This window comes from Micromonospora sp. NPDC052213 (genome assembly GCF_040679695.1).
GTDB lineage: Bacteria > Actinomycetota > Actinomycetes > Mycobacteriales > Micromonosporaceae > Micromonospora.
Window position 1 is genome coordinate 36,097 of sequence record NZ_JBFAVI010000003.1, and the last position, 23,171, is coordinate 59,267.

19 protein-coding genes and 2 tRNA genes are annotated in these 23,171 nt (G+C 73.1%); 15 read left to right on the forward strand and 6 right to left on the reverse strand.

The annotated features are described in order from the left end of the window. Window positions 1-655: 655 nt before the first annotated feature. From dnaN to AB0L34_RS01545, 4 genes are read left to right on the forward strand one after another with little or no spacing between them, the layout of a single operon-like run. Window positions 656-1,789 (forward strand): DNA polymerase III subunit beta, encoded by a 1,134-nt coding sequence (gene dnaN, locus AB0L34_RS01530; RefSeq protein WP_363700963.1) that lies wholly within the window; start codon window positions 656-658, stop codon window positions 1,787-1,789. A 40-nt stretch (window positions 1,790-1,829) separates the two neighbouring features. Then, entirely contained in the window at window positions 1,830-2,702 is an 873-nt protein-coding gene (gnd, locus tag AB0L34_RS01535; RefSeq protein WP_363700965.1) for a phosphogluconate dehydrogenase (NAD(+)-dependent, decarboxylating), read from the forward strand. Window positions 2,703-2,718: 16 nt separating this feature from the next. After that, entirely contained in the window at window positions 2,719-3,852 is a 1,134-nt protein-coding gene (gene recF, locus AB0L34_RS01540; RefSeq protein WP_363700967.1) for a DNA replication/repair protein RecF, read from the forward strand. Continuing rightward, window positions 3,842-4,483, forward strand: a complete 642-nt coding sequence (locus tag AB0L34_RS01545; protein ID WP_363700969.1) for a DciA family protein — start codon at window positions 3,842-3,844, stop codon at window positions 4,481-4,483. Before recF ends, AB0L34_RS01545 begins: the two co-directional genes overlap by 11 nt. A gap of 27 nt (window positions 4,484-4,510) precedes the next feature. Here the strand turns inward: AB0L34_RS01545 and AB0L34_RS01550 are convergent, their stop codons facing one another. Then, the gene (locus AB0L34_RS01550) at window positions 4,511-4,738 is read right to left on the reverse strand and encodes a hypothetical protein (protein ID WP_350702432.1); all 228 of its coding nucleotides are present in this window, start codon (window positions 4,736-4,738) and stop codon (window positions 4,511-4,513) included. Between the two features lie 81 nt (window positions 4,739-4,819). Between AB0L34_RS01550 and AB0L34_RS01555 the strand changes: the two genes are divergently transcribed. Then, window positions 4,820-5,326: a MarR family transcriptional regulator gene (locus AB0L34_RS01555; RefSeq protein ID WP_357450212.1), complete on the forward strand. Its 507-nt coding sequence runs from the start codon at window positions 4,820-4,822 to the stop codon at window positions 5,324-5,326. Here AB0L34_RS01555 and AB0L34_RS01560 read toward each other — a convergent pair. Beyond that, on the reverse strand, window positions 5,311-5,865 hold the full coding sequence (locus AB0L34_RS01560) for a hypothetical protein (RefSeq protein ID WP_350677718.1): 555 nt from the start codon (window positions 5,863-5,865) through the stop codon (window positions 5,311-5,313). The two genes, AB0L34_RS01555 and AB0L34_RS01560, sit on opposite strands and share 16 nt — an antisense overlap. A gap of 507 nt (window positions 5,866-6,372) precedes the next feature. Here AB0L34_RS01560 and gyrB point away from each other — a divergent pair. From gyrB to AB0L34_RS01590, 6 genes are all read left to right on the forward strand, one after another. After that, complete coding sequence (gene gyrB, locus AB0L34_RS01565; RefSeq protein WP_357450208.1) at window positions 6,373-8,319, forward strand: DNA topoisomerase (ATP-hydrolyzing) subunit B; 1,947 nt, start codon at window positions 6,373-6,375, stop codon at window positions 8,317-8,319. Window positions 8,320-8,449: 130 nt separating this feature from the next. Next, window positions 8,450-10,969 carry a DNA gyrase subunit A gene (gene gyrA / locus AB0L34_RS01570; protein WP_363700972.1) on the forward strand — a complete coding sequence of 840 codons (2,520 nt, stop codon included), beginning with the start codon at window positions 8,450-8,452 and terminating at the stop codon, window positions 10,967-10,969. Window positions 10,970-10,973: 4 nt separating this feature from the next. Continuing rightward, window positions 10,974-11,888 (forward strand): DUF3566 domain-containing protein, encoded by a 915-nt coding sequence (locus AB0L34_RS01575; protein WP_363700974.1) that lies wholly within the window; start codon window positions 10,974-10,976, stop codon window positions 11,886-11,888. Between the two features lie 221 nt (window positions 11,889-12,109). Continuing rightward, a tRNA-Ile gene (locus AB0L34_RS01580) sits at window positions 12,110-12,183 on the forward strand. A 45-nt stretch (window positions 12,184-12,228) separates the two neighbouring features. Further along, a complete protein-coding gene (locus tag AB0L34_RS01585; RefSeq protein WP_363700976.1) occupies window positions 12,229-12,357 on the forward strand; it encodes a DLW-39 family protein in 129 nt (42 codons plus the stop codon). A gap of 40 nt (window positions 12,358-12,397) precedes the next feature. Further along, window positions 12,398-12,473, forward strand: a tRNA-Ala gene (locus tag AB0L34_RS01590). A 168-nt stretch (window positions 12,474-12,641) separates the two neighbouring features. On the opposite strand, the gene AB0L34_RS01595 is transcribed toward AB0L34_RS01590, so the two are convergent. Further along, the gene (locus AB0L34_RS01595) at window positions 12,642-13,121 is read right to left on the reverse strand and encodes an alpha/beta fold hydrolase (RefSeq protein ID WP_363700978.1); all 480 of its coding nucleotides are present in this window, start codon (window positions 13,119-13,121) and stop codon (window positions 12,642-12,644) included. 45 nt (window positions 13,122-13,166) lie between these two features. Further along, complete coding sequence (locus tag AB0L34_RS01600) at window positions 13,167-13,769, reverse strand: hypothetical protein (protein WP_363700980.1); 603 nt, start codon at window positions 13,767-13,769, stop codon at window positions 13,167-13,169. 284 nt (window positions 13,770-14,053) lie between these two features. On the opposite strand from AB0L34_RS01600, the gene AB0L34_RS01605 reads away from it, so the two are divergent. Beyond that, window positions 14,054-15,037, forward strand: coding sequence for an L-threonylcarbamoyladenylate synthase (locus AB0L34_RS01605; RefSeq protein WP_363700982.1), 984 nt, complete (start codon window positions 14,054-14,056; stop codon window positions 15,035-15,037). A gap of 133 nt (window positions 15,038-15,170) precedes the next feature. Next, a complete protein-coding gene (locus tag AB0L34_RS01610) occupies window positions 15,171-15,590 on the forward strand; it encodes a CBS domain-containing protein (RefSeq protein WP_363700984.1) in 420 nt (139 codons plus the stop codon). 119 nt (window positions 15,591-15,709) lie between these two features. Here the strand turns inward: AB0L34_RS01610 and AB0L34_RS01615 are convergent, their stop codons facing one another. Then, the gene (locus AB0L34_RS01615) at window positions 15,710-16,510 is read right to left on the reverse strand and encodes an MBL fold metallo-hydrolase (RefSeq protein WP_363700986.1); all 801 of its coding nucleotides are present in this window, start codon (window positions 16,508-16,510) and stop codon (window positions 15,710-15,712) included. Between the two features lie 70 nt (window positions 16,511-16,580). Continuing rightward, on the reverse strand, window positions 16,581-21,068 hold the full coding sequence (locus AB0L34_RS01620; RefSeq protein ID WP_363700988.1) for a cation-translocating P-type ATPase: 4,488 nt from the start codon (window positions 21,066-21,068) through the stop codon (window positions 16,581-16,583). Window positions 21,069-21,288: 220 nt separating this feature from the next. Here AB0L34_RS01620 and AB0L34_RS01625 point away from each other — a divergent pair, with 220 nt between their 5' ends. Together AB0L34_RS01625 and AB0L34_RS01630 are read left to right on the forward strand one after the other, a co-directional pair. After that, complete coding sequence (locus tag AB0L34_RS01625) at window positions 21,289-21,549, forward strand: hypothetical protein (RefSeq protein ID WP_363700990.1); 261 nt, start codon at window positions 21,289-21,291, stop codon at window positions 21,547-21,549. 149 nt (window positions 21,550-21,698) lie between these two features. Then, a complete protein-coding gene (locus AB0L34_RS01630; protein ID WP_363700992.1) occupies window positions 21,699-23,099 on the forward strand; it encodes an MFS transporter in 1,401 nt (466 codons plus the stop codon). The last annotated feature ends 72 nt before the right edge of the window (window positions 23,100-23,171 follow it).

Genomic DNA, 23,171 nt, shown 5'->3' on the forward strand with positions numbered 1-23,171 from the left:
GCCGTGTCCGTCCACCGCCCGGATCGTTGTCCACAGCTCGTCGTCCACCGCCTGTGGATAACTACCGTCCGCACAATCCTCGGTTACCCACAGGTTGTGGAGAAACCCTGGGGACGACGCTGTGGACGCCTGGGGACAACGTCGTCGTTGTCCACCGACGACGGTCCGCCTGTGGGCGAGCTGTTGAAGGTTCTGGGGATGACGCCCGTCGAGGCGGTTCCGCCTGTCCACAGGACTGGGGAGAAAGTCCGTGGATTACCGGTGGACAACCGGTGGACAACGGTGGAAAACCTGGGGGAAGTCGCCGCCTGTGGATCGCGACACGGGTTGTACCCCTGGTTCTCCACAGGCAAACCACCGGTGGATAACGTGTCTGACCTGCGCAGACGGCGGTTCTCCACAGTTTGCACAGGTGCGATGAAGATGACGAGTTATCTCTTCTAAGACAACAAAAACCAATCACCACCGTTGGACTTCCTGTGGATTGGCCGGACCCCGCCGTGGGCGGGCCTCCGGCACCGGGGAGTCCACGGGGTCGGGCGCACAGCCGATGCCCGCGCGCCCTAAGGTGCGATGGGTACCCGCACGGACAGGCGGGTCGGTAGGCAGCGGTCGGCATGAGAGAGTTGTCGCTGACGTCGACGCGGAGGCATTGATGAAGTTCCGAGTAGAGCGCGACGCGCTCGCCGAGGCCGTGGCCTGGACCGCGAAGAGCCTGCCCAACCGGCCGTCCGTACCGGTGCTCGCGGGCGTGATGCTGCGCGTCACGGACGGGAACCTGCAGGTCTCCGGCTTCGACTACGAGGTCTCCAGCCAGGTGACCGTCGAGGTGCAGGGGGACGCCGACGGGGCCGCCCTGGTCTCCGGCCGGCTGCTTGCCGAGATCACCAAGGCGCTGCCCGCCAAGCCGGTGGACATCGCGGCCGTCGGGGCGCACCTCGAACTGGTCTGCGGCAGCGCCCGGTTCACCCTGCCCACCATGCCGGTCGAGGACTACCCGTCCCTGCCGGAGATGCCGGAGAGCGCCGGCACCGTCGACGCGGCCGCCTTCGCCGCCGCCGTCGCCCAGGTCGCCGTCGCCGCCGGCCGCGACGAGACGCTGCCGATGATGACCGGCGTACGCATCGAACTCTCCGGCGGCACGCTGGCCATGCTCGCCACCGACCGCTACCGGCTGGCCCTGCGCGAGATGGAGTGGAACCCGGACGACCCCGAGGTCAGCATCAACGCCCTCGTGCCGGCCCGGACGCTGCACGACACCGCCAAGGCCCTCGGCCCGCTCGGCGGCCAGGTCACCATGGCGCTCTCCCAGGGCGCGGCCGGCGAGGGGATGATCGGCTTCGCCGGCGGCACCCGGCGCACCACCAGCCGGCTGCTCGACGGCGCGAACTACCCGCCGGTGCGCTCGCTCTTCCCGGCCGCCCACAACGCCGAGGCCCGGGTGCCCGTCAGCACCCTGATCGAGGTCGTCAAGCGGGTCGCCCTGGTGGCCGAGCGGGCGACCCCGGTGCTGCTCAGCTTCAGCGCCGACGGCCTGGTGGTCGAGGCCGGCGGCACCGAGGAGGCGCGGGCCAGCGAGGCCATGGAGGCCACCTTCACCGGCGACCCGCTCACCATCGGCTTCAACCCGCAGTATCTGATCGACGGCCTTGCCAACCTGGGGGCCCAGTTCGCCGTGCTCTCGTTCGTCGACGCCTTCAAGCCCGCGGTGATTTCGCCCGCCGGCGAGGATGGCGAGGTCGTCCCGGGGTACCGCTACCTCATCATGCCGATCCGCGTCTCCCGCTGATCGCGCCCGAGAAGACCCCGACGCACGGAGGTAGGAACACATGCAGCTCGGCCTGGTAGGGCTCGGCCGGATGGGCGGCAACATGCGCGAGCGGTTGCGCGCCGCCGGGCACGAGGTGGTCGGCTTCGACCACAACGCGGAGCTGAGCGACGTCGCGACCCTGGCGGAGCTGGCGGAGAAGCTGGAGTCTCCGCGCGCGGTCTGGGTCATGGTCCCGGCCGGTGTCACCGACGCGACCATCGACGAGCTCGCCGGCGTCCTCGGCGAGGGTGACATCATCATCGACGGCGGCAACTCGCGGTTCAGCGACGACGCGCCGCGCGCCGAGCGGCTCAACGAGCAGGGCATCGGTTACCTCGACGTCGGCGTCTCCGGTGGCGTCTGGGGCCGGCAGAACGGCTACGCGCTGATGGTCGGCGGCGCCCGGGAGCACGTCGACCGGCTCATGCCGATCTTCGAGTCGCTGAAGCCGGCGGGCGAGTTCGGCTTCGTGCACGCCGGGCCGGTCGGCGCCGGGCACTACGCCAAGATGGTGCACAACGGCATCGAGTACGGCCTGATGCACGCCTACGCCGAGGGCTACGAGCTGCTGGCGAAGTCCGAGCTGGTCACCAACGTGCCGGGGGTGTTCAAGTCTTGGCGCGAGGGCACCGTGGTGCGCTCCTGGCTGCTCGACCTGCTCGACCGGGCCCTCGACGAGGACCCGGAGCTGGCCGAGCTGAGCGGCTACACGGAGGACACCGGCGAGGGCCGGTGGACGGTCGACGAGGCGGTCCGGCTCGCCGTGCCGCTGAACGTGATCACCGCCTCGCTCTTCGCCCGGTTCGCCTCCCGGCAGGACGACTCGCCGGCCATGAAGGCCGTCGCCGCGCTGCGTCAGCAGTTCGGCGGGCACGCCGTCCGCAAGCGCTGACCGGTATCCACAGGCTGTGTACGTCCGCCGGCTCGAACTGGTCGACTTCCGCTCGTACGAGCGGGTCGGCGTGGACCTGGAGCCGGGGGCGAACGTCCTGATCGGCGCCAACGGCGTCGGCAAGACGAACCTCGTCGAGGCGCTGGGCTACGTGGCGACCCTGGATTCGCACCGGGTCGCCACGGACGCCCCCCTCGTCCGGATGGGCGCCGCCTCGGCGGTGATCCGCTGCGCCGTGGTGCACGAGGGGCGCGAACTGCTGGTCGAGCTGGAGATCGTGCCGGGCAAGGCGAACCGGGCCCGGCTGGGTCGCTCCCCGGCCCGCCGGGCGCGGGACGTGCTCGGCGCGCTGCGGCTCGTGCTGTTCGCCCCGGAGGACCTGGAGCTCGTCCGGGGCGACCCGGCGGAGCGCCGCCGCTACCTCGACGACCTGCTGGTCAGCCGCCAGCCCCGCTACGCCGGGGTGCGCGCCGACTACGAGCGGGTGGTCAAGCAGCGTAACGCCCTGCTGCGCACGGCGTACCTCGCCCGCAAGACGGGCGGGTCTCGGGGCGGGGACCTGTCGACCCTGGCGGTCTGGGACACCCACCTGGCCCGGCACGGCGCGGAGCTGCTCGCCGGCCGGCTGGAGCTGGTCGCCGCGCTGGCTCCGCACGTCGCCAAGGCGTACGACGCGGTGGCGGCGGGCCGGGGGGCGGCCGGGATCACGTACCGGCCCTCGGTGGAGCTGGCGGAGCCGACCACCGACCGGGAGGCGCTGGCGGCGGCGCTGACCGCCGCGCTCGCCGAGGCCCGCACCGCCGAGGTCGAGCGGGGCACCACGTTGGTCGGCCCGCACCGCGACGAGCTGGCGCTGACTCTCGGTCCGTTGCCCGCAAAGGGGTACGCCAGCCACGGCGAGTCGTGGTCGTACGCGCTGGCGCTGCGGCTGGCCGGGTACGACCTGCTCCGCTCCGACGGCATCGAGCCGGTGCTGGTGCTCGACGACGTCTTCGCCGAGCTGGACGCCGGGCGGCGGGAGCGGCTGGCCGGGCTGGTCGGCGGGGCGAGCCAGCTGCTGGTGACCTGCGCGGTCGACGACGACGTGCCGGCGTCCCTGCGCGGCACCCGGTACGCCGTCGGCGAGGGGACGGTGCGCCGTGTCGGATGAGCATCTGCCCCCCGCCCGCCTGGGCCCGGGGCGCGGCGGGCCGGCCGGCGGCGACTCCGGTAGGACGACAGGTGATCCCGGCGGCGCGGCGGGCGGCGGGGACGCCCCGGCCGGCGCCAGCGGGCCGGAGCTGGCCCGGGCGGTGCTCGACGCCGCCAGGGCCCGGCGGGAGGCGGCGGCGCGCACGCGCCGGCGTGCCCCCGGCGGAGGCGCGGGTGGCGACGACAGCGGCCCGCAGCGTCGCCTGCGCGGCTACTCGGGCCCGGGGCCGGACCCGCGGGACCCGCAGCCCCTCGGCGCGGTGCTCAACCGGCTGGTGAAGGCGCGCGGCTGGCAGCAGCCGGCGGCGGAGGCGACCGTGTTCGGCGCCTGGGAGCGGGTGGTGGGCCCGGAGGTGGCCCAGCACAGCCGGCCGGTCAAGCTGGAGGACGGCGAGCTGACCGTGGAGGCCCAGTCGACCGCCTGGGCCACCCAGCTACGGCTGCTGGCCGGCTCGCTGCTCCAGCAGATCGCCCGCGAGGTCGGCCACAACGTGGTGCGCAAGCTGCACATCCACGGCCCCGCCGCGCCCTCCTGGTCCAAGGGCCCCCGCCGGGTACGCGGACGCGGCCCCCGGGACACCTACGGCTGACGGTCGGGTGACCGCCACGGCCGACGGTCAGTGACCGCCGCGCCGGGCCTCCCGCTCGGCGCGCTTGCGCTCCCGCTGCTCGCGGCTCCACTGCTTGCGGCGCTCCAGGTCCTGCTTCCATGCCTCACGGGCCTCGTTGGAGCCACCCTGCACGGCGCCCTGCACCTCCGGCGGGCCGGCCCAGCGTCGGAAGGCCCACGCCATCAGCCAGCCACCCTCGCCAGAGCCCTTCGGAGCCGGCTTCTCCTCGCTCATCGACTGACCCTTCCGTTAGCGTGCAAATAATTAGTACACCAACCATTGGTACGATAGCAGCGACGACAGGAGGTCCAGCCCGTGCCCGACGACTTCGACGGGAATCCCCTGGCGCTGGAGCAGCAGGTGTGCTTCGCGCTCTCCGTCGCCGCGCGCGGCGTGGTCGCGGTCTACCGGCCGCTGTTGGAGCCCATGGGGCTGACCCACCCGCAATACCTGGTGATGCTCGCCCTGTGGCAGTACGCGCCACTGTCCGTACGCGACCTCAGCCGCCTGTTGCAGCTCGACCCGGGCACGCTGTCGCCCCTGCTCAAGCGCCTGGAGGCGAACGGCTACGTCCGGCGGGAGCGCGACCCCGCCGACGAGCGCAGCCTCGCGGTGACGCTGACCCCGGCCGGTGAGGCCCTGCGGGAGCGCGCGGAGCAGATCCCGCCCGCGATCGTCGAGCGGCTGGGCCTGCCGATCGCGGACCTGCGTCACCTGCACACCGTGCTGACCCGGGTCATCACCGCCGCCAACCGCGCCGGCGCCGCGGCCCCGCCCGAGCCGCGTGGGTCGGGCGGGGCACCGGGTCAGGCGTCGGCGTAGACGGCGAAGCCGCGGTCGGCGCAGCGCCGGTAGAAGGCGGCCAGCACACTCAGCTCCGCACAGGTGAAGTTCCACTGCGGCGGCGCGCCGCTCTCGTCGCGCAGCGCGTCCAGCCGGCTGTCGAGCCAGCGCAACTGCTGCTCGGCCAGCCGCCCGTCGGCGAGCAGCGACCGCAGCACCTGGCTCACCGAGTCGAAGGTCACCGCCTCGCCGTGCGGGCGGTGGCCCGCCACGAACCGCTCGATGCCGCCGGCGATCCAGGCGCAGCCGTCCGGGTCGATCACCGGGTCCTCGTCCTCGGCCGCGGCGTCGGTGGCGTAGAGCACACCTTCGAGCCCGAGCAGCAGGTCCACCAGCTCGGTGTAGGCGGTGGCCCGGACGGTGCCGGTCTTGGCGATCAGCTCGGCGAGCGCCGCGGTCGGCGCGGAGATGCGCGGCATGTCGACGATGTCGCCGAAGTCGACGAACTCCGCGGGCGCGACCGGGTCGTAGAAGCGGCCGGTCCGCGGCCACTGCACCGCGACGTTGTCCAGCCCCATCTGGCGTCACCTCTTAATGAGCGTGTGTCGGTTCGATCGGGTCGATCGTCCGGTTCCGGCCGGAAAAGATCAAGGCCGGGCCGTCGGCGCGGCGGGGCGGATCTCTCCTGGCCGCCGGCCGGCACCGATCGTCGGCCGGTCGCACCCCCGATCGGGCCCTGGCGTGTAGGGGGAGTCGCGGGCGGCGCGGTTCGGCCGGCTACGTCGGTCTGAGACGCCTCGCAGGGGTGCCGAGTGGTGGTTCTGTCGCTGCCGCACAGTAAGATTGACGCCGAGACGAAGACCCGGTGCGGAGCGACGAGACACGGGCCCGGTGCGGGGCCCGCGATCATTCTCCATACCGGGTCGAGCCGATCGCGATCCGCGGGCAACCGCGGCGACCGGCGCGTTCGACCCGTACCCCGGAATTGTCCCCGGTGCCGGTCCGCGTGCCGACGTCGCGTCCTGTCCGCCGAACCCGCGCCCGACGCGCCACCAGGCGCGCACGGCGCGAGAAAGTGGCCGAGGGTGGCAGCGCAGGACAAGCAGGAGTACGGCGCAGAGTCGATCACCGTTCTCGAGGGTCTGGAGGCGGTCCGCAAGCGGCCCGGTATGTACATCGGGTCGACCGGCGAGCGTGGTCTGCACCACCTGGTGTGGGAGGTCGTCGACAACGCGGTGGACGAGGCGCTGGCCGGGCACTGCGACACCATCGACGTGGTGCTGCTCGCCGACGGCGGGGTCCGGGTCACCGACAACGGCCGGGGCTTCCCGGTGGACCTGCACCCGAAGCTGAAGAAGCCGGGTGTCGAGGTGGCGCTGACGGTGCTGCACGCGGGCGGCAAGTTCGACGGCAAGGCGTACGCGGTCTCCGGCGGTCTGCACGGCGTGGGCGTCTCCGTGGTGAACGCCCTCTCCACGAAGATGGCGGTGGAGATCCACAAGTCCGGCTTCGTCTGGCGGCAGCAGTACCACAACTCCAAGCCGACCCCGCTGGAGAAGGGCGAGACGACGGACCGGACGGGCTCCGCGGTCGCCTTCTGGCCCGACGCGGACGTGTTCGAGACGGTCGACTTCGACTTCCAGACCATCTACCGGCGGCTCCAGGAGATGGCCTTCCTCACCCGCGGCCTCACCATCCACCTGCTCGACGAGCGGGTTCCGGAGGGCGAGGAAGGCAAGATCCGCGAGGTCACCTTCCGCTACGAGGGCGGCATCGCGGACTTCGTCCGGCACCTCAACGCCTCGAAGAACCCGATCCACCGGACGGTGGTCGAGTTCGGCGCCGAGGAGGAGGGCATGTCGGTCGAGATCGCCATGCAGTGGAACGAGTCGTACGGCGAGTCGGTCTACACCTTCGCCAACAACATCAACACCCACGAGGGCGGCACCCACGAGGAGGGCTTCCGGGCCGCGCTGACCAGCGTCGTCAACCGGTACGGCGCGGAGAAGAAGCTGCTCAAGGGCGACGAGAAGCTCTCCGGCGAGGACATCCGCGAGGGCCTGGCCGCGATCATCTCGGTCAAGCTCACCAACCCGCAGTTCGAGGGCCAGACCAAGACCAAGCTCGGCAACACCCCGGTGAAGAGCTTCGTGCAGCGGGTCTGCAACGAGTGGCTGGTGGACTGGTTCGACCGGAATCCGGCCGAGGCGAAGATCATCATCCAGAAGGCGTCCCAGGCCGCCCGGGCCCGGATCGCCGCCCAGCAGGCGCGCAAGCTGGCCCGGCGCAAGTCGCTGCTGGAGTCCGGCTCGATGCCCGGCAAGCTGGCCGACTGCCAGTCCACCGATCCGCGCGAGTCCGAGGTCTTCATCGTCGAGGGCGACTCGGCCGGCGGCTCGGCCAAGCAGGGCCGCGACCCGCGCACCCAGGCGATCCTGCCGATCCGCGGCAAGATCCTCAACGTGGAGAAGGCCCGGATCGACCGGGTGCTGAAGAACAACGAGGTCCAGGCGCTGATCACCGCGCTGGGCACCGGCATCCACGACGACTTCGACATCGAGAAGCTGCGCTACCACAAGATCGTGCTGATGGCCGACGCGGACGTCGACGGCCAGCACATCCAGACGCTGCTGCTCACCCTGCTCTTCCGCTTCATGCGCCCGCTGGTCGAGCTGGGGCACGTCTACCTGGCCGCCCCGCCGCTCTACAAGATCAAGTGGAACAAGCGGGGCGACGACGCGCAGTACGCGTACTCGGACCGGGAGCGGGACGGGCTGATCGCGCTGCGCCAGCAGAAGAAGCCGAACGCGAAGCCGGACGACATCCAGCGGTTCAAGGGTCTCGGCGAGATGAACTACCCGGAGCTGTGGGAGACCACGATGAACCCGGCGACGCGTACGCTGCGTCAGGTCACGCTCGACGACGCGGCAACCGCCGACGAGTTGTTCAGCGTGCTGATGGGTGAGGACGTCGAGGCGCGCCGCTCGTTCATCCAGCGCAACGCCAAGGACGTCCGGTTCCTGGACATCTGACGGGGCTCGGCGGGCCGACCGGTCATCCACCGGTCGGCCCGGCAATCCACAGAGTTATCCACAGCATGGCCGGTTTCCACAGCCGTTATCCACAGCACGAAAACGACTCTGAGTCTGATAAGGGTTAACAGTGACCGATATCCCCGAGTCCACACCGAACGAGTCCGAGGTTCCCGAGACGGTCGGCGCCGTCGTCGCGCACGACCGCATCGAACCGGTCGGGCTCGAGGTGGAGATGCAGCGCTCCTACCTCGACTACGCGATGAGCGTCATCGTCGGGCGGGCGTTGCCGGACGTCCGGGACGGGCTCAAGCCGGTCCACCGCAAGATCCTCTACGCCATGTTCGACTCCGGCTACCGCCCGGACCGCGGCTACGTGAAGTGCTCCCGCGTCGTCGGCGACGTGATGGGTCAGTTCCACCCGCACGGCGACTCGGCGATCTACGACGCGCTGGTCCGCATGGCGCAGCCCTGGTCCCTGCGCTACCCGCTGGTCGACGGCAACGGCAACTTCGGCTCGCCCGGTAACGACCCGGCCGCCGCCATGCGGTACACGGAGTGCAAGCTCGACCCGCTGGCGATGGAGATGCTGCGGGACATCGACGAGGACACCGTCGACCTCCAGGACAACTACGACGGCCGGGCCAAGGAGCCCACCATCCTGCCGTCGCGGATCCCCAACCTGCTGGTCAACGGCTCCGAGGGCATCGCGGTCGGCATGGCCACCAAGATCCCGCCGCACAACCTGCGCGAGATCGGCGCGGCGGTGCAGTGGTGCCTGGAGCACCCGGACGAGGACGAGGCCACCACCCTCGACGCGCTGATCGAGATCGTCAAGGGCCCCGACTTCCCCACCCACGGCCTCATCGTCGGCACCCAGGCGATCCAGGACGCGTACCGCACCGGGCGCGGGTCGATCCGGATGCGCGCCGTGGTGGAGGTCGAGGAGGACAAGCGTGGCCGCCCCTGCCTGGTGGTCAGCGAGCTGCCCTACCAGGTCAACCCCGACAACCTGGCCGAGCGGATCGCTGAGCTGATCAAGGAGGGCAAGCTCGGCGGCATCGCCGACATCCGCGACGAGTCCTCCGGGCGTACGGGCATGCGGATCGTGCTCGTGCTCAAGCGCGACGCCGTCGCCAAGGTGGTGCTGAACAACCTCTACAAGCACACCCAGCTCCAGGAGACCTTCGGCGCCAACATGCTGGCGCTGGTCGACGGTGTGCCGCGCACGCTCAACCTCGCCCAGTTCATCCGCTACTACGTCGACCACCAGATCGACGTGATCCGCCGGCGGACGGCGTTCCGGCTGCGCAAGGCCGAGGAGCGGGCGCACATCCTGCGCGGTCTGGCCAAGGCGCTGGACGCCCTCGACGAGGTGATCGCCCTGATCCGGCGCTCGCCCACGGTGGAGGACGCCCGGCAGGGCCTGATCCGGCTGCTGGAGATCGACGAGATCCAGGCGACCGCGATCCTGGACATGCAGCTGCGCCGGCTCGCCGCGCTGGAACGCCAGCGGATCCTGGACGACCTGGCCAAGCTGGAGCTGGAGATCGCCGACCTCAAGGACATCCTCGCCAAGCCCGAGCGGCAGCGGAAGATCGTCTCCGAGGAGCTCGGCGAGATCGTCGCCAAGTGGGGCGACGACCGGCGGACGAAGATCGTGCCGTTCGAGGGCGAGGTCTCGATGGAGGACCTCATCGCCCGCGAGGACGTGGTCGTCACCATCACCCGCACCGGCTACGCCAAGCGCACCAAGGTCGACCTCTACCGCTCCCAGCGGCGCGGCGGCAAGGGCGTCAGCGGGGCGACGCTGCGGCAGGACGACATCGTCAGCCACTTCTTCGTCTGCTCGACCCACGACTGGATCCTGTTCTTCACCAACAAGGGTCGGGTCTACCGGGCCAAGGCGTACGAGCTGCCCGAGGCCAGTAGGGTGGCCAAGGGCCAGCACGTGGCGAACCTGCTCGCGTTCCAGGCCGACGAGCAGATCGCGCAGATCATCGAGATCCCGAACTACCAGGTGGCTCCCTACCTGGTGCTCGCCACGAAGAACGGCCTGGTGAAGAAGACGAGGCTCGAGGAGTTCGACTCCCCCCGGTCCGGCGGCATCATCGCGATCAACCTGCGCGACGAGGACGAGCTGGTCGGGGCGGCGTTGGTCGCCCCGGAGGAGGACCTGCTGCTGGTTTCCAAGAACGCGCAGGCGATCCGGTTCAACGCGAGCGACGAGGCGCTGCGCCCGATGGGTCGGGCCACCTCGGGCGTGATCGGCATGCGCTTCAGCGAGGACGACGTCCTGCTGGCCATGGAGGTCGTCCGCGAGGGGCTGGACGTCCTGGTGGCCACGAACGGGGGTTACGCGAAACGTACCCCGATCGAGGAATACCCGGTCCAGGGCCGGGGAGGTAAGGGCGTGCTGACTGCGAAGATCACGGAGCGACGTGGTGGTCTGGTCGGCGCGGTGGTGATCGACCCGGACGACGAGCTGTTCGCGATCACCAGTAACGGTGGTGTTATTCGGACTCCGGTGAAGCCTGTACGCCGTACGCGTGATCGGAACACAATGGGGGTCAAGCTGATGGACCTTCCGGACGGCGTGACTATCGTGGCGATTGCTCGCAATGCCGACGAGCCTGACGAACAGGACTAGTTGAATGACGGAGACACAGGCGAAGTCGGGGAACACGGGGACCTCGGCCAACCCGGTCGACGAGGAGGCCGCCAAGAGCGGCACACCAGCGACCGGCCGCGCGGCCGTGGGCCGGGCAACGGTCCCCGCCGACGCGCCTGCCCCGAAATTCACCCGGGCTCCCGGCATGACACCGCCGCCGGACAAGCCCTCCGAGGACGCGGACGCGGCGGACAGGACCGAGACAGCGGGGGTCGACAAGCCGGCCCCCGCCGCCACGGCGACCGCCGCCAAGCCGACGACGACCCAGCCGCTCACGGTCGGTGCCGGCCAGCCGACCGGCACCACCGGCACACAGCCGCGGGTCCCAGGCACCGCCACCGGCACCCAGCCCCGCGTCACCGGCACGGCCAAGCCGCAGCCGGACGGTGGCCGTCCGACCGCGGCCGGCCGGCCGGCCAACGGCGGCGGCCTGCCGCCGGGCATCAGCGGCGCGGCCGCCGTCGGGGCCGCCCGCGTGGGCGAGGCGGTACGCGCAGCGCGTACGTCGGTCAGCTCGGCCGCGTCGCGTGGACCGCGCCGGGCCCGGCTGAACCTCAAGCGGATCGACCCCTGGTCCGTGATGAAGTTCGCCTTCGCCGTCTCGGTGGTGCTCTTCATCGTCGTGGTGGTGGCCACCTCGGTGCTCTACCTGGCCCTCGACGCGATGGGCGTGTTCGCCAGCGTCAACGACAGCCTGACCGACCTGGTCAGCGCGGGCGGCGGCCAGAGCACCAGCGGCTTCCAGATCACCGCCAAGGGCGTGATCCTCAGCTCGGCGCTGATCGGCCTGGTCAACGTCGTGCTGTTCACGGCGCTCGCCACGCTCGGGGCGTTCGTCTACAACGTCTGCGCCGACCTGGTCGGGGGCATCGAGCTGACCCTCGCCGAGCGCGACTGATCCACCTCGGGTAGCCGGGGCACCGCCGATGCGCGGAGCCCCGGCTTCCGTGCTTCTGGGAGCAGATGCCGGGGCGCCGTGTCGCGTGGCCGGCGAAATCGCCTGGGCCGGGCGCGGCGCCTCCGGTAGGTTCAGGGGGCGACGGCGACAACCGATGTCCGGGTGGCCCCCGATTTGGGGCCGGGCGGGCGGATGGGTTAATGTTGCGCTCGTCGCTACGCGGGGCTATAGCTCAGTCGGTTAGAGCGCAGAGCTGATAACTCTGAGGTCGCTGGTTCGATTCCAGCTAGCCCCACCGCACATTCGTCCGACGGCAGTCGAGCGCGAGGGGTAGGCCCCAATGTTCAAGAAGCTTCTGATCCTGGCCGGCGTCGTCGGGGTGGCGGCCGTGGTCGCCAGGAAGATCAAGGCTTCCAGCGACGAGCGCGCCCTCTGGCACGAGGCGACCACCGCGCCCGACCTGCGCTGACCGCACCGATCACTGCCAGCACCGGCGGCACGTCCGCCCCGGGGCCCTAGCTCAACTGGCAGAGCACTGCCTTTGCAAGGCAGGGGTTAGGGGTTCGAGTCCCCTGGGCTCCACCAGCACTTTCCTCGGTTTACCTCGGCTCCGAGTACAGCCAAGCGGTCACGCCGTCCCCTTCTCGCCAAGGATCCGGTCGACGACTGCCCGGCGAGGAGATCCGCAGGTTGTCAGCATCTACCGCCACATTCTGTGCGACGCGAGGTGCTTGAGCGTCGCCGGTCAGTTGACTAGCCGGCCAACCAGAGCGGCGAGCTTGTCGGGGTACTCGTCGGTGACCAGGTGGCCGGCAGCGGGGATGATGTCAGCGTCGACATGGCTCCGCTGTTGTGCCGCTGAAGGCTCGAAGCAGCCCGTGGCCGTACCAGCCAGCTCAGGAACGCCAGCAAGACACGAGGAGTGACCCTGAGCCGACAAAGCCCTCCTGGAGCCACGGCGACCGTGCCCCGAATCCGCGAATGATTTGCGGCGAGCGCGACAGCGCCACCGAACGAATGCCCGAACACCACGACCGGCCCGGCGGTGGCTTCCTGGACGACCTCTCCCAGCCATGAGCCGTACCAGGTGAGCCCGCCGCCGGTGACACCCACTTCACCAGAACTCAGCCCAGGCTGACCCGGAATGTCGGCAGCGACCAGACCGCAGGGGCAGCGCCGGTCGCGTGGGCGGATGCGACGGCACATGGCCCACGACATCGCGTCGTGGGCCATGCCCCCTGGTTCCGTCCCGCGGGTCAGGTCTGTCTCACGCTCGACTCATGCCTCGTTGCGGCGACGCACCCGCATGAGAAGCAGGAGCACGAGGCCGGCCGCGACGAGGCTGCCACCCATCGCGGCGAGCCTGCCGAGCGCCGGGCCGGAAATCCCCGCGTCGGTCACGGGCAGGCTCGGGCGGGCTGTCCCGCCGGTCGCCGGGCAGGTCTGCGCCAGGTCGAAGGTGCCGTCGGTGCCCGTGATCACCGCCGTCGCGTTGGTGAGGGCGAACGGGTTCACCAGCTCCCCGGTCGAGGACAGGCCGGCGGGCGTCCTGATCCACGCCTTGTCGCCGACGATCGCCCGGTCCTCGGCGGGTGTGGTCGTGATGGTCTCCGTGACGGGGCCACCCTCCGTGGCGAACTCGATGGTCAGCGAGGTGAAGGTGCCCTGCTGCTTGGGAGACGGCAGGGCGAAGACCCAGACGTCCTCACCCTGGAAGGGGCCGCCGCCGAGGTTCGGATCGCATTTCTGGGTGCCGAACGCGGCCGCTGTCGTGCCGACGTCCGCCGGGTCGATGTTGATGGTGGTGTCGGCCCAGGCCGGTGCGGCCGACCCGAGGCCGATCGCGGCGGCCAGGATGGTGGCTGCCCCGACACGGGCCAATGTCCGTATTGACAACAAAATCACCCCAAGTATGGAATCTCCGTGAACACCTGTTGAAGTGGGGCGCGACCCGTCGTCAGGTAACCACGGACGACCCGGGCGTGCCGGCTGATTCGAACTCTTCCCCCACGGGCCGGACGGCCGTGATAGGCAGCCGCGCGAACTGCGGCGCGCGGTGGCGGCCTACTGGCAGGGATCCCACCGGGCATGTGCCGCCGCGGGACCGTTCAGGCACATCGGCGGCCGCCTGCGCTCCGCCTGGCCCGGCACGTTAGCGTCGGAGCGTGACCGGATCCCCGCGCGTGCTCCCGGCCGGCAGCGGCATCGCCGAGGCCGCCTCCGTCCTGCGTACCGGCGGGTTGGTGGCCTTTCCCACCGAAACCGTCTACGGGCTCGGCGCGAACGCGCTGGACCCCCGTGCGGCCGCCCGGATCTTCGAGGCCAAGGCGCGGCCCAGCTTCGACCCGCTGATCACGCACCTCGCCGACGCGGCCGAGCTGGAGAAGCTGGTCGGGGCGGTGCCGCCGGCCGTGGCGACGCTGGCCGAGCGCTTCTGGCCGGGGCCGCTCACGCTGATCGTGGACCGGCCGGCGGCGATCCCGCCGATCGTCACCTCCGGGCTGGCGACGATGGCGGTCCGGGTGCCGGACAACACGTACGCGCGGGCGCTGATCGCCGAGGCCGGGGTGCCGGTGGCGGCGCCGAGCGCGAACCGGTTCGGTCAGCTCAGCCCGACCCGGGCCGAGCACGTGGTGCGGGGCCTGGGCGCGGCCGTGGACGTGGTGCTCGACGGCGGGCCGACGCGGTGCGGGATCGAGTCGACCATCGTGGACGCCCGGGGCGAGCGGCCGGTGGTGCTGCGGCTCGGCGCGCTGCCGTTGGAGGCGCTGGAGGAGGCCGTCGGCCCGGTGACCGTACGCCCCGGCAGCTCGGGGCAGCCGGTCGCGCCCGGCACGCTGGCGGCGCACTACGCACCGCGTACGCCGTTGCGGTTGGCGTCTGGTGGGGAGCCGCCGGTGGCCGACGGGGTCCGGCGCGGCTTCCTGGCCTTCCGTGAGCCGCCGGCGGGCGACTGGGCGGCGGTCGAGGTGCTCTCCGCCGCCGGTGACCTGACCGAGGCCGCCGCGCGGCTGTTCGACGCGCTGCACGAACTGGACGCCACCGGGGTCGGCGAGATCGTGGTCGAGCCGGTTCCGGAGGTCGGCGTCGGCCGCGCGATCAACGACCGGCTGCGCCGCGCCGCCGCCACCTGGCAGCCGGCGGACTGACGCCCGGCCGGGGTCGGCGGGGCTCGACGCCTCGCGGGCGGGTGGTCCGCGCGAACCCGGCCCGGTGCATGGGCCGGGGCGGCGGGGGTAGGAGAAACGGCAACAACCCCCCCGGAAGTGAGGTGTCATGCCAATGCCGACCGCACGCGAGATCATGACGGACGACGTGACCTGCATCCGTGAGCAGGACGACCTCAGGACGGCTGCCAAGCAGATGGCCCAGCTGGGCGTGGGCTCGCTGCCGATCTGCGGGGACGACAACCGGCTCAAGGGGATGCTGACCGACCGCGACATCGTGGTCAAGGTGCTCGCCGAGGGCCGCGATCCGGGCAGCGTCACCGCCGGTGAGCTGGCCCAGGGCGAGGCCGTGACCATCGGTGCCGACGACGACGCGACAGAGATCCTGCGGACCATGAGCCAGCACAAGGTGCGCCGGCTGCCGGTGATCGACGGGCACGACCTCGTCGGCATCGTGGCCGTCGCCGACGTGGCCCGCTCCCTGCCCGAGCGTCCCGTGGGTGACCTCATCGAGGCCATCTCCGAGCGCGGTTGACCGCACGGCACGACCGGTCGCCGCTTTCCGGCCCCGGCCGGGAGGCGGCGACCGGCGTACGCGGAGAACGTCGGAACCTCGGCGGCGGTCGCCCCACGCCCTCGGCCCGGCAGCAGGGGTCAGGTTGGCGGGGTGAGCGGGACGGTCTCGCCGCGGGCGATGGTGCGGACGCAGCCGGCCAGGCCCCGCCGGCGGGCCTCCGCCACGAAGTGGCCCAGGGGTGAGCGGAACACCCGGTAGTCGTCGTAGTGGATCGGCACGGTGAGCTTCGGCCGGACCAGCTCGACGAGGTCCGCGCCCTGCCGGGCGTCCATGGTGAGCAGGACGCCGGCGATCCGCGTGCCGCCGAGGTGGATCAGCATGGCGTCGATGTCCGGATACCGCTCGGGGATCTCGGCCAGCATCGGTCGGTTGAGGGTGTCGCCCGTGACGTAGAGGCGGAACTCGCGGTTGCCGTCACGCTCCAGGTCGACCAGCGTGCCCATCACGTCGGGCAGCAGCAGGTCCAGCGCGCCCGGCCCGTGCTGTTCCGGCATCGAGGTCAGCCGCAGCGTCTCGCCACCGCGGCGCAGCTCCCACGAGCGCCAGGTGGGCATGCCCTCGGCGGCCCGGAATCCCCAGCGGCGCAGCTTCCGCTCGGCCTCGGGGGTGGTGACGATCGGCAGTTCCCGGTCGAGGTGCCGGCGGGCCATCCGGTCGAAGTGGTCGCCGTGCAGGTGGGACAGGACCACCGCGTCCAGCGACGGCAGCTGGGCGATCCGCAGCGCCGGGTCGGTGCGCCGGCGCGACCAGAGCCCCTTGCCCAGGTACGCGCGTTGCCCCCGGTGCAGGAAGTTCGGGTCGGTCAGCAGGGTGAACCCGCCGATGCGCAGCACCGTGGTGGCGGTGCCGATGAACGTGACCTCCGGCTGCGTCGTCAACCTGCCCACCCCCACTGATCGCCGTACCCGTCATCGGGGCGGACATGCGAATCGGTGACGGTCACCGGGCTCACCGGTCGGCGTCGGGCCGTCCCGCTCCGTCGGCGTCGGGCTGTCCCGCTCCGTCGGCGTCGGGCTGTCCGGAGCCGTGCGGGCCGGACTGCGGCAGGCGTTCCACCAGGCGGGTGAGCGCGCCGTTGGCGAAGGTCGCGCCGAGCGCCGAGCCCGTGGCGATGGTCCAGCCGACCGGGCCGAGCGGCGTGCAGCCGAAGAACTGGCTGACCCCGGGCGTCTGCACGACCGCCGCCAGCGCCCCGAGCGACACGGCGGTGGAGGCGAGCACCGCCGGGCTGGTGCCGCCGGCCAGCACGGTCTGCCCGAGCTGGGTGCCGACCAGCGACACCAGCGCGACCGTGCCCGCCCGGCGGGGCCGCCCGGTGTAGCGGGCCAGCGTCCAGCCGGCGGTGGCGCCCAACGTGGTGGCGGCCGCGCGCAGGCCGATCTCCCGGGTCATCGTCTCGCCGAGGGAGGTGTCCGGGCCCTCCCGCAGCAGCCCGTCGGTGCGGTCCGCGGCCGGGGGCCGGATCGCGATCGCCAGCGCCGGAGCGAGGTCGGTGAGCAGGTTGACCAGGAGGAGCTGCCGCCCGGTGAGCGCCGACCGGCCGGTGGCGGCGGCGGTGAGCACGCTGAACGCGATCTCGCCGAGGTTGCCGCCGACCAGGATGCTGAGCGCGTGGCGTACCGACGACCACATCGCCCGGCCCTCGACCAGGGTGGCGATGATGGTCTCCAACCGGTCGTCGGTGACCACCAGGTCGGCGGCCGCGCGGGCCGCCGGGGTGCCCCGCTGGCCGAGCGCGATTCCCACGTCGGCCAGCCGGATCGCCGGCGCGTCGTTGGCGCCGTCCCCGGTCATCGCGACCGTACGCCCGCACTTCTGCAACGCCTGGATGATGCGCACCTTGTGCGCGGGGGTGCACCGGGCCACCACGTCCGTGGCGGCCAGCCGCGCCGCGAGGGCCTCGTCGTCGAGCTGGTCGAGTTCCGTCGCGGTGACCACCCGCTGGTCGTCGTGGTCGCTGATGGTGGCCGCGATCGCCTCGGCGGTCGCCGGGTGGTCTCCGGTGATCATGATGGTGTGCACGCCGGCCTGGCGGATCCGGCGTACGGCCGGGGCGGCGCTCTCCCGCACCCCGTCGGCGAGGGCCAGGTAGCCGAGGAAGGTCAGGTCGCGCACCTGCTCGTCGGTGACGCCGGGCGACGAGACCCGGCACTCGGCCACGGCGAGGATCCGGTGCCCCGCCCCGGCCCGGTCGGCGAGCGTCGCGTGCAGCCCGTCGCGCCCCCTGTCGTCGAGCGGCTCGTCGCGTCCCCCCGGCGTACGCCAGGCGGAGCATCGGGGCAGCACTGACTCCGGTGCCCCCTTCACGCTGAGCAGCAGCAGGCCGCCGCTGCGTCCCACCGTGGCGTGGTAGCCACGGGACGGCTCGAACGGCAGGCCGCCGACCGCCTCCCACCCGTCCGCGCCGGTCTGCTCGACCACCCCCGCCGCCTGGGCACCGTATCGGACGGCGCGGTCGGTCTGCTGGGCCAGCTCGTGCGGGTCGGCGGCGGCCGGGGTGGCCCGCAGGGCGGCGGCGAGGGTGGCGCGCTGACCGTCGTCGAGTCGGTCGACCGGGGCGTACCGGCTGTCGTCGCCGACCCCGGCGAGCATCAGCTGCCCCTCGGTGAGCGTGCCGGTCTTGTCGAAGCAGAGGACGTCCACCCGGCCGAGCGCCTCGATGGTGCGTGGGTTGCGGACCAGCGCGCCGTGCTCCGCCAGCCGCCGCGCGGCGGCCAACTGGGCGGCGCTGACCAGGAACGGCAGCCCCTCCGGCACGGAGGCGACGGCCAGGTTCGCGGCGGTCGCGGCGGTCTCCGCCAGCGGCACGCCGCGCAGCAGACCCGCGCCGGCCACCGCCACCGCCGAGCTGGCGGCCAGCGGGATCGCCGCCCGGGTCAGCCTGCCCAGCCGGGCCTCCACGCCGCTCGCCGGAGGGGCCTGCCGGGCCATCGCCAGGCTCCGCCCGGCCTCGGTGTCCGCGCCCGTCGCCACCACCACCGCCATGCCGTGGCCGGCGGCGACGGTGGTGCCCTCGTAGAGCATCGACCGCCGGTCGGCGACCGCCGCGGCGACGACCGGCTGGTCGGTCTTGCCGACCGGCAGCGACTCGCCGGTGAGCGAGGACTCGTCGGTCTCCAGGCCGGCCGACTCCAGCACCCGGCAGTCGGCCGGGACGGCGTCCCCCGATTCGAGGAGGATGACGTCCCCCGGCACCAGGTCCTCGGCGGGCAGCACCCGCTCCGCGCCGTCCCGGCGCACCCGGGCCGTCACCGCCGAGCGGGACAGCAGCTCGGCCAGCGACCGCTCGGTGTTGCGCTGGTGCACCGCGCCGAGCAGCGCGGACCCGCCGACCACCCCGCCGACCAGGGCGGCGTCGACCAGCGAGCCGAAGGTGGCGGAGAGCACCGCCCCGGCGGCGAGCACCGGCGTCAGCGGGTTGGCCAGCTCGTCGACGAAGGCGCGCAGCAGCCCGGTCGGCCCGGCGGGCTGCCCGGTCCCGCCGCTCCGGCGGCGCTCGGCCTCGGCCGTGGCCAGCCCGCCCGGCACGGTGCCGAGCTGGTCGAGGACGGCCGAGGACGGCATCAGGTGCCAGGCGGTGACCGCCGGCGCCGGGGTGTCCGCCCGGTCGGGCAGGCGGCGCGCCCGTACGACGCCGTGCGCGAAGGCCAGCGCGGCCGCGCCGTTCACGGCGGCGAGGGTGCGGCCGGGCAGCTGCTCGGGTGCGGCGGTGAACGCCCCCAGCGCGCCGAGGCCCGTGCCGGCCAGGGCCAGGCCGAGGTTCTGCCGGGTCATCCGGCGGGCCACCCCGGTCGCCTCGATCAGCAGCGCCACCACCCGCAGGTCGGTGCCGACCAGCAGGTGCGCGCCCCAGGGCGGCAGGTCCTCCGGGGCGGAGATCCCCAGGCCGCAGTCGGCGACGCCGAGCGCGGCCCGGTCGCCGGAGGCCACCATCACCACCGCCCCGGCGAACTGCAGCGTCCGCACCGACTCGGCCAACCGGTCGCCGCCGGGCAGGTGGGCGTCGGCGAAGCCGTACCGCTGGTCGTCGTCGCCGGCCACGACCACCCGCAGGCCGGCCTGGCGGGCGGCGGTGGGCAGGACGTCCACGCCCGGCGCGGGCTCCGGGTCGACCCGCAGCACGGCGGCGAGGGTGTCGCCGTCGGCCAGGCCGAGCAGGGACCCGCCGCCCTCGCGCAGCCGGCGGCTGTCGGCGGTGTCACCCGGGTCCCCGACGTCCAGCGCGTCCAGCGGCCCGAGCCGCCAGCCGTCGGCGCGCCGCAGCTCCCACGGTGCGGCCGGGTCGAACAGCGTGAACGCGCGTGTCGCCACCTGTCCGACGTCCGCCCCGTCCAGTGGCGCCAGGTCCGCCAGCACGCCCCGGTCGGAGCCGAGCACCGCCGCGTCCAGCACCAGCGTGTCGATCCGGTCGAGCTCGCGCAGCACGCTGCGGTCCATCGCGATCACCCCGCGCCGGGCGAGGATCCGGCCGAGCTGCGCGGCGTAGCCCTCGCGGCCGCTGCCGGGAGCCTTCGGCAGCGCGGAGAGCCCCAGCGCGGCGGCCCGCTTCCGGCCCACCACCGGCGTGGCGGCGACCGCGGCGGCGGCGCCGGCGGTGAGCATCCGGACGACGTACTTCTCGGCCGGGCCGTCCGGCTTCGGGCGGGGACGCTCGATTTTCGGCGTCCGGGCGACGGCCCGCTCCGGGTCCCCGGTCAGCCGTGGCTCCGCCTGCGCCCAGGCCCGGAGCTGGGCCCGCGCCTCACCCCACTGCACCACCCGCTGCGCGCCGTCGAGCACGATCCCGGTCCAGCCGCCGGTCAGGCCCTGCACGACCGCCTCGGCCAGCGGGAACAGCAGGTCGGCGCGCGGATCGGCGCGCAGGCCCCGGTCGGCCAGCGCGTGCAGCCTCGGGTGCAGGTCGACCGCGCCGAGCAGCCCGGCGACCTCTCCGGGCACCGGCGTGAACGGCAGGATCCTCGTGGCGGCGGAGATGGTCAGGCCGAGGGCGTCGGAGGCCAGCCCGCCGAGGGTGCGCGGCGTGCGCGGCCCCTCCTCGGGAGGGTGCGGCGGCGGGATCTCCGGGTCCGGCTCGTGCGGGCAGGTGCGTTCCGCGCGGGCGACGGTCGCGACGAGGTCGCGCAGGCTCGGCTCCGGCGTACCGACGGCCACGACCACCCGGCCCGACGGGGCGTTGACCCGGGCCCATTCCACCCCCGGCATCCGCTCCAGCGCCGCCTCGACCTGCCGGGCGAGGGTGTCGCCGCCGTCCTGGCAGACGCCGTGCACCTCGATGTGGTGCCGCCCGGGCCGGGACCAGACCCGACGCTTGGTCAGCCCGGCCACGCGGGCCAGCCGGGTGGCGGCGGCGCCGACGGTCCGGGACGCCTCGCCGACGACCTGCGGCACGGCGACGGACGGCAGGAGCCGGCCGGCGGCGCGGCCCAGCGGGGTCATCGAGGCGTACGACCGGACAGGCGCCGGCCAGGCCCCCCGCTGCTGCTGTTCCCGCCGTACGCCATCTCGCCTCCCACGCCTCCGCTCCGGCGCCCTGGCTTCCCGGCGGGCCGTCCGTTATGCCCTCCGAGCAGGGGAATTTTCTGCCCCCACGGCGGTGCATGGACGGCTGTGCCGGTGGAATCCCGGATCCACTGTCACCGTCATCGGGGAGGCCGGGATGAGCACACTGACGCGACCGCTCAGCGGGGCGCACGAGACGATCCGGGCGTTCACCCGGCGGGTGGAGATCCCGGGGCTGGGGGAGGTCGCCGTCCCGCCGCCGGACAAGCTCGCCTACTACGCGGGCCTCGGGGTGCTCGCCGCGCTCCAGGTCATCGAGTGGCCGCTCGCGCTGGTGATCACCGCCGGCCACCTGCTGGCCGACCAGCACCTGTCCGGGCTGGCGAAGGGGCTCGGGGAGGCGCTGGAGACGGCCTGAGAGCCGGGTCACCCTTGACCTCAATACGGGTTGAGGTCCGAGGCTGATCCCATGCTGAACGAACCGCTCCGTTCCGAGGCGGGCTCGACGGATCCCCGGGTCCGCGCCCGCCACCGGCCGCTCCGGCTGCCCCGCCCGCGAGGCCGGCGGTGACCGACACGGCGGCTCCGCCCGTCCCGGCTCCGCCCGCGGCCGGCCTCTTCGCGCCCCGGCTGCGGGCGATGACGGTCGGCAGCGTCGCGCTGGTCTCGCTGCTCGCGTTCGAGGCGCTCGCGGTGGGCACCGCGATGCCGACCGTCGCCCGCAGCCTCGACGGGCTGGCCCTCTACGGGATCGCCTTCGGGGGCCCCTTCGCGGCCGGCGTGCTCGCGATGGTGGCCTCCGGCATCTGGTGCGACGCCCGGGGCCCCAGGGCGCCGATGTGGCACGGGCTCGTCTGGTTCGTGGTGGGGCTGGTCGTCGCCGGCAGTGCCACGGCCATGGGCGCCCTGGTGGCCGGCCGGATCGTGCAGGGCTTCGGTTCCGGCCTGCTCTCGGTGGCGCTCTACGTCATCGTCGGGCAGGCGTACCCGGAGACGCTGCACCGGCGGATCTTCGCGGCGTTCGCCGCCGCGTGGGTCGTACCGTCGCTGGTCGGGCCGGCGCTGGCCGGGCTGATCGTGGAGTACCTCGGCTGGCGGTGGGTCTTCCTGGCGGTGCCGGTGGTGGCGGTGCCGGCGGTGCTGCTGATCCACCCCGGGCTGCGCGCGATCGGCGCGGCCACGACGACGACGGGACCGCCGGCCGGCGCGGCGGCCCGGATCGGCTGGGCCTGCGGGGCGGGGGTGAGCGCCGCGCTGCTGCACATCGGGGGCCAGCAGCGCGGCGCCACCGCCGCCGGCCTGGTGGCCCTGGCGCTGGTCGGTCTGCTGGTCTGCGCGCCGCGGCTGCTGCCGGCCGGGTTCCTGCGGGCCGGCCGCGGCCTGCCGACGGTGATCGGGCTGCGTGGGCTGGCCTCGGCGGCGTTCGTCGGCGCCGAGGTGGTGATCCCGCTGATGCTCTCCCGGGAGCGTGGGCTGTCGCCGACGGCGGCCGGCCTGGTCCTCACCACCGGCGCGCTCGCCTGGTCGGTGGGCTCCTGGGTGCAGGGGCGGATGCCCGCGCCGCGCTCCCGGGCCACCCTGCCGAGAGCGGGGCTGGCCTGCATCACGGCCGGCATCGCCGTGGTGACGGTTGCCGTCGCGCCGGCCGTGCCGGTGTGGGTCGGAGTGCTCGGCTGGGCCGGCGCGGGGCTCGGCATGGGCCTGCTCTACCCCTCGCTGTCGGTGCTCACCCTGGAGCTGTCCGCCCCCGGCGAGCAGGGCCGCAACAGCTCGTCCCTGCAACTGGGCGACTCGCTCTTCGCGGCGACCGTGCTGGCGCTCACCGGCGCGGTGCTCGCCGCCGGCGCGGCCCCGGGACCGGGCAGCTACGCCGGCACGCTCGCGGTGGCGAGCGGACTGGCCCTGGTGGGCGTCCTGCTCGCCGGCCGGGTGGTGCCCGGGACGTCCGGAGTGCGCGCGTCCGGCTGAACCGGGTTCGGCCGATGCGCGGTGGGATGTGCTGGCCCGGGTTTGCCGCCGTCCGCCCCCTGCCGGCTCCGG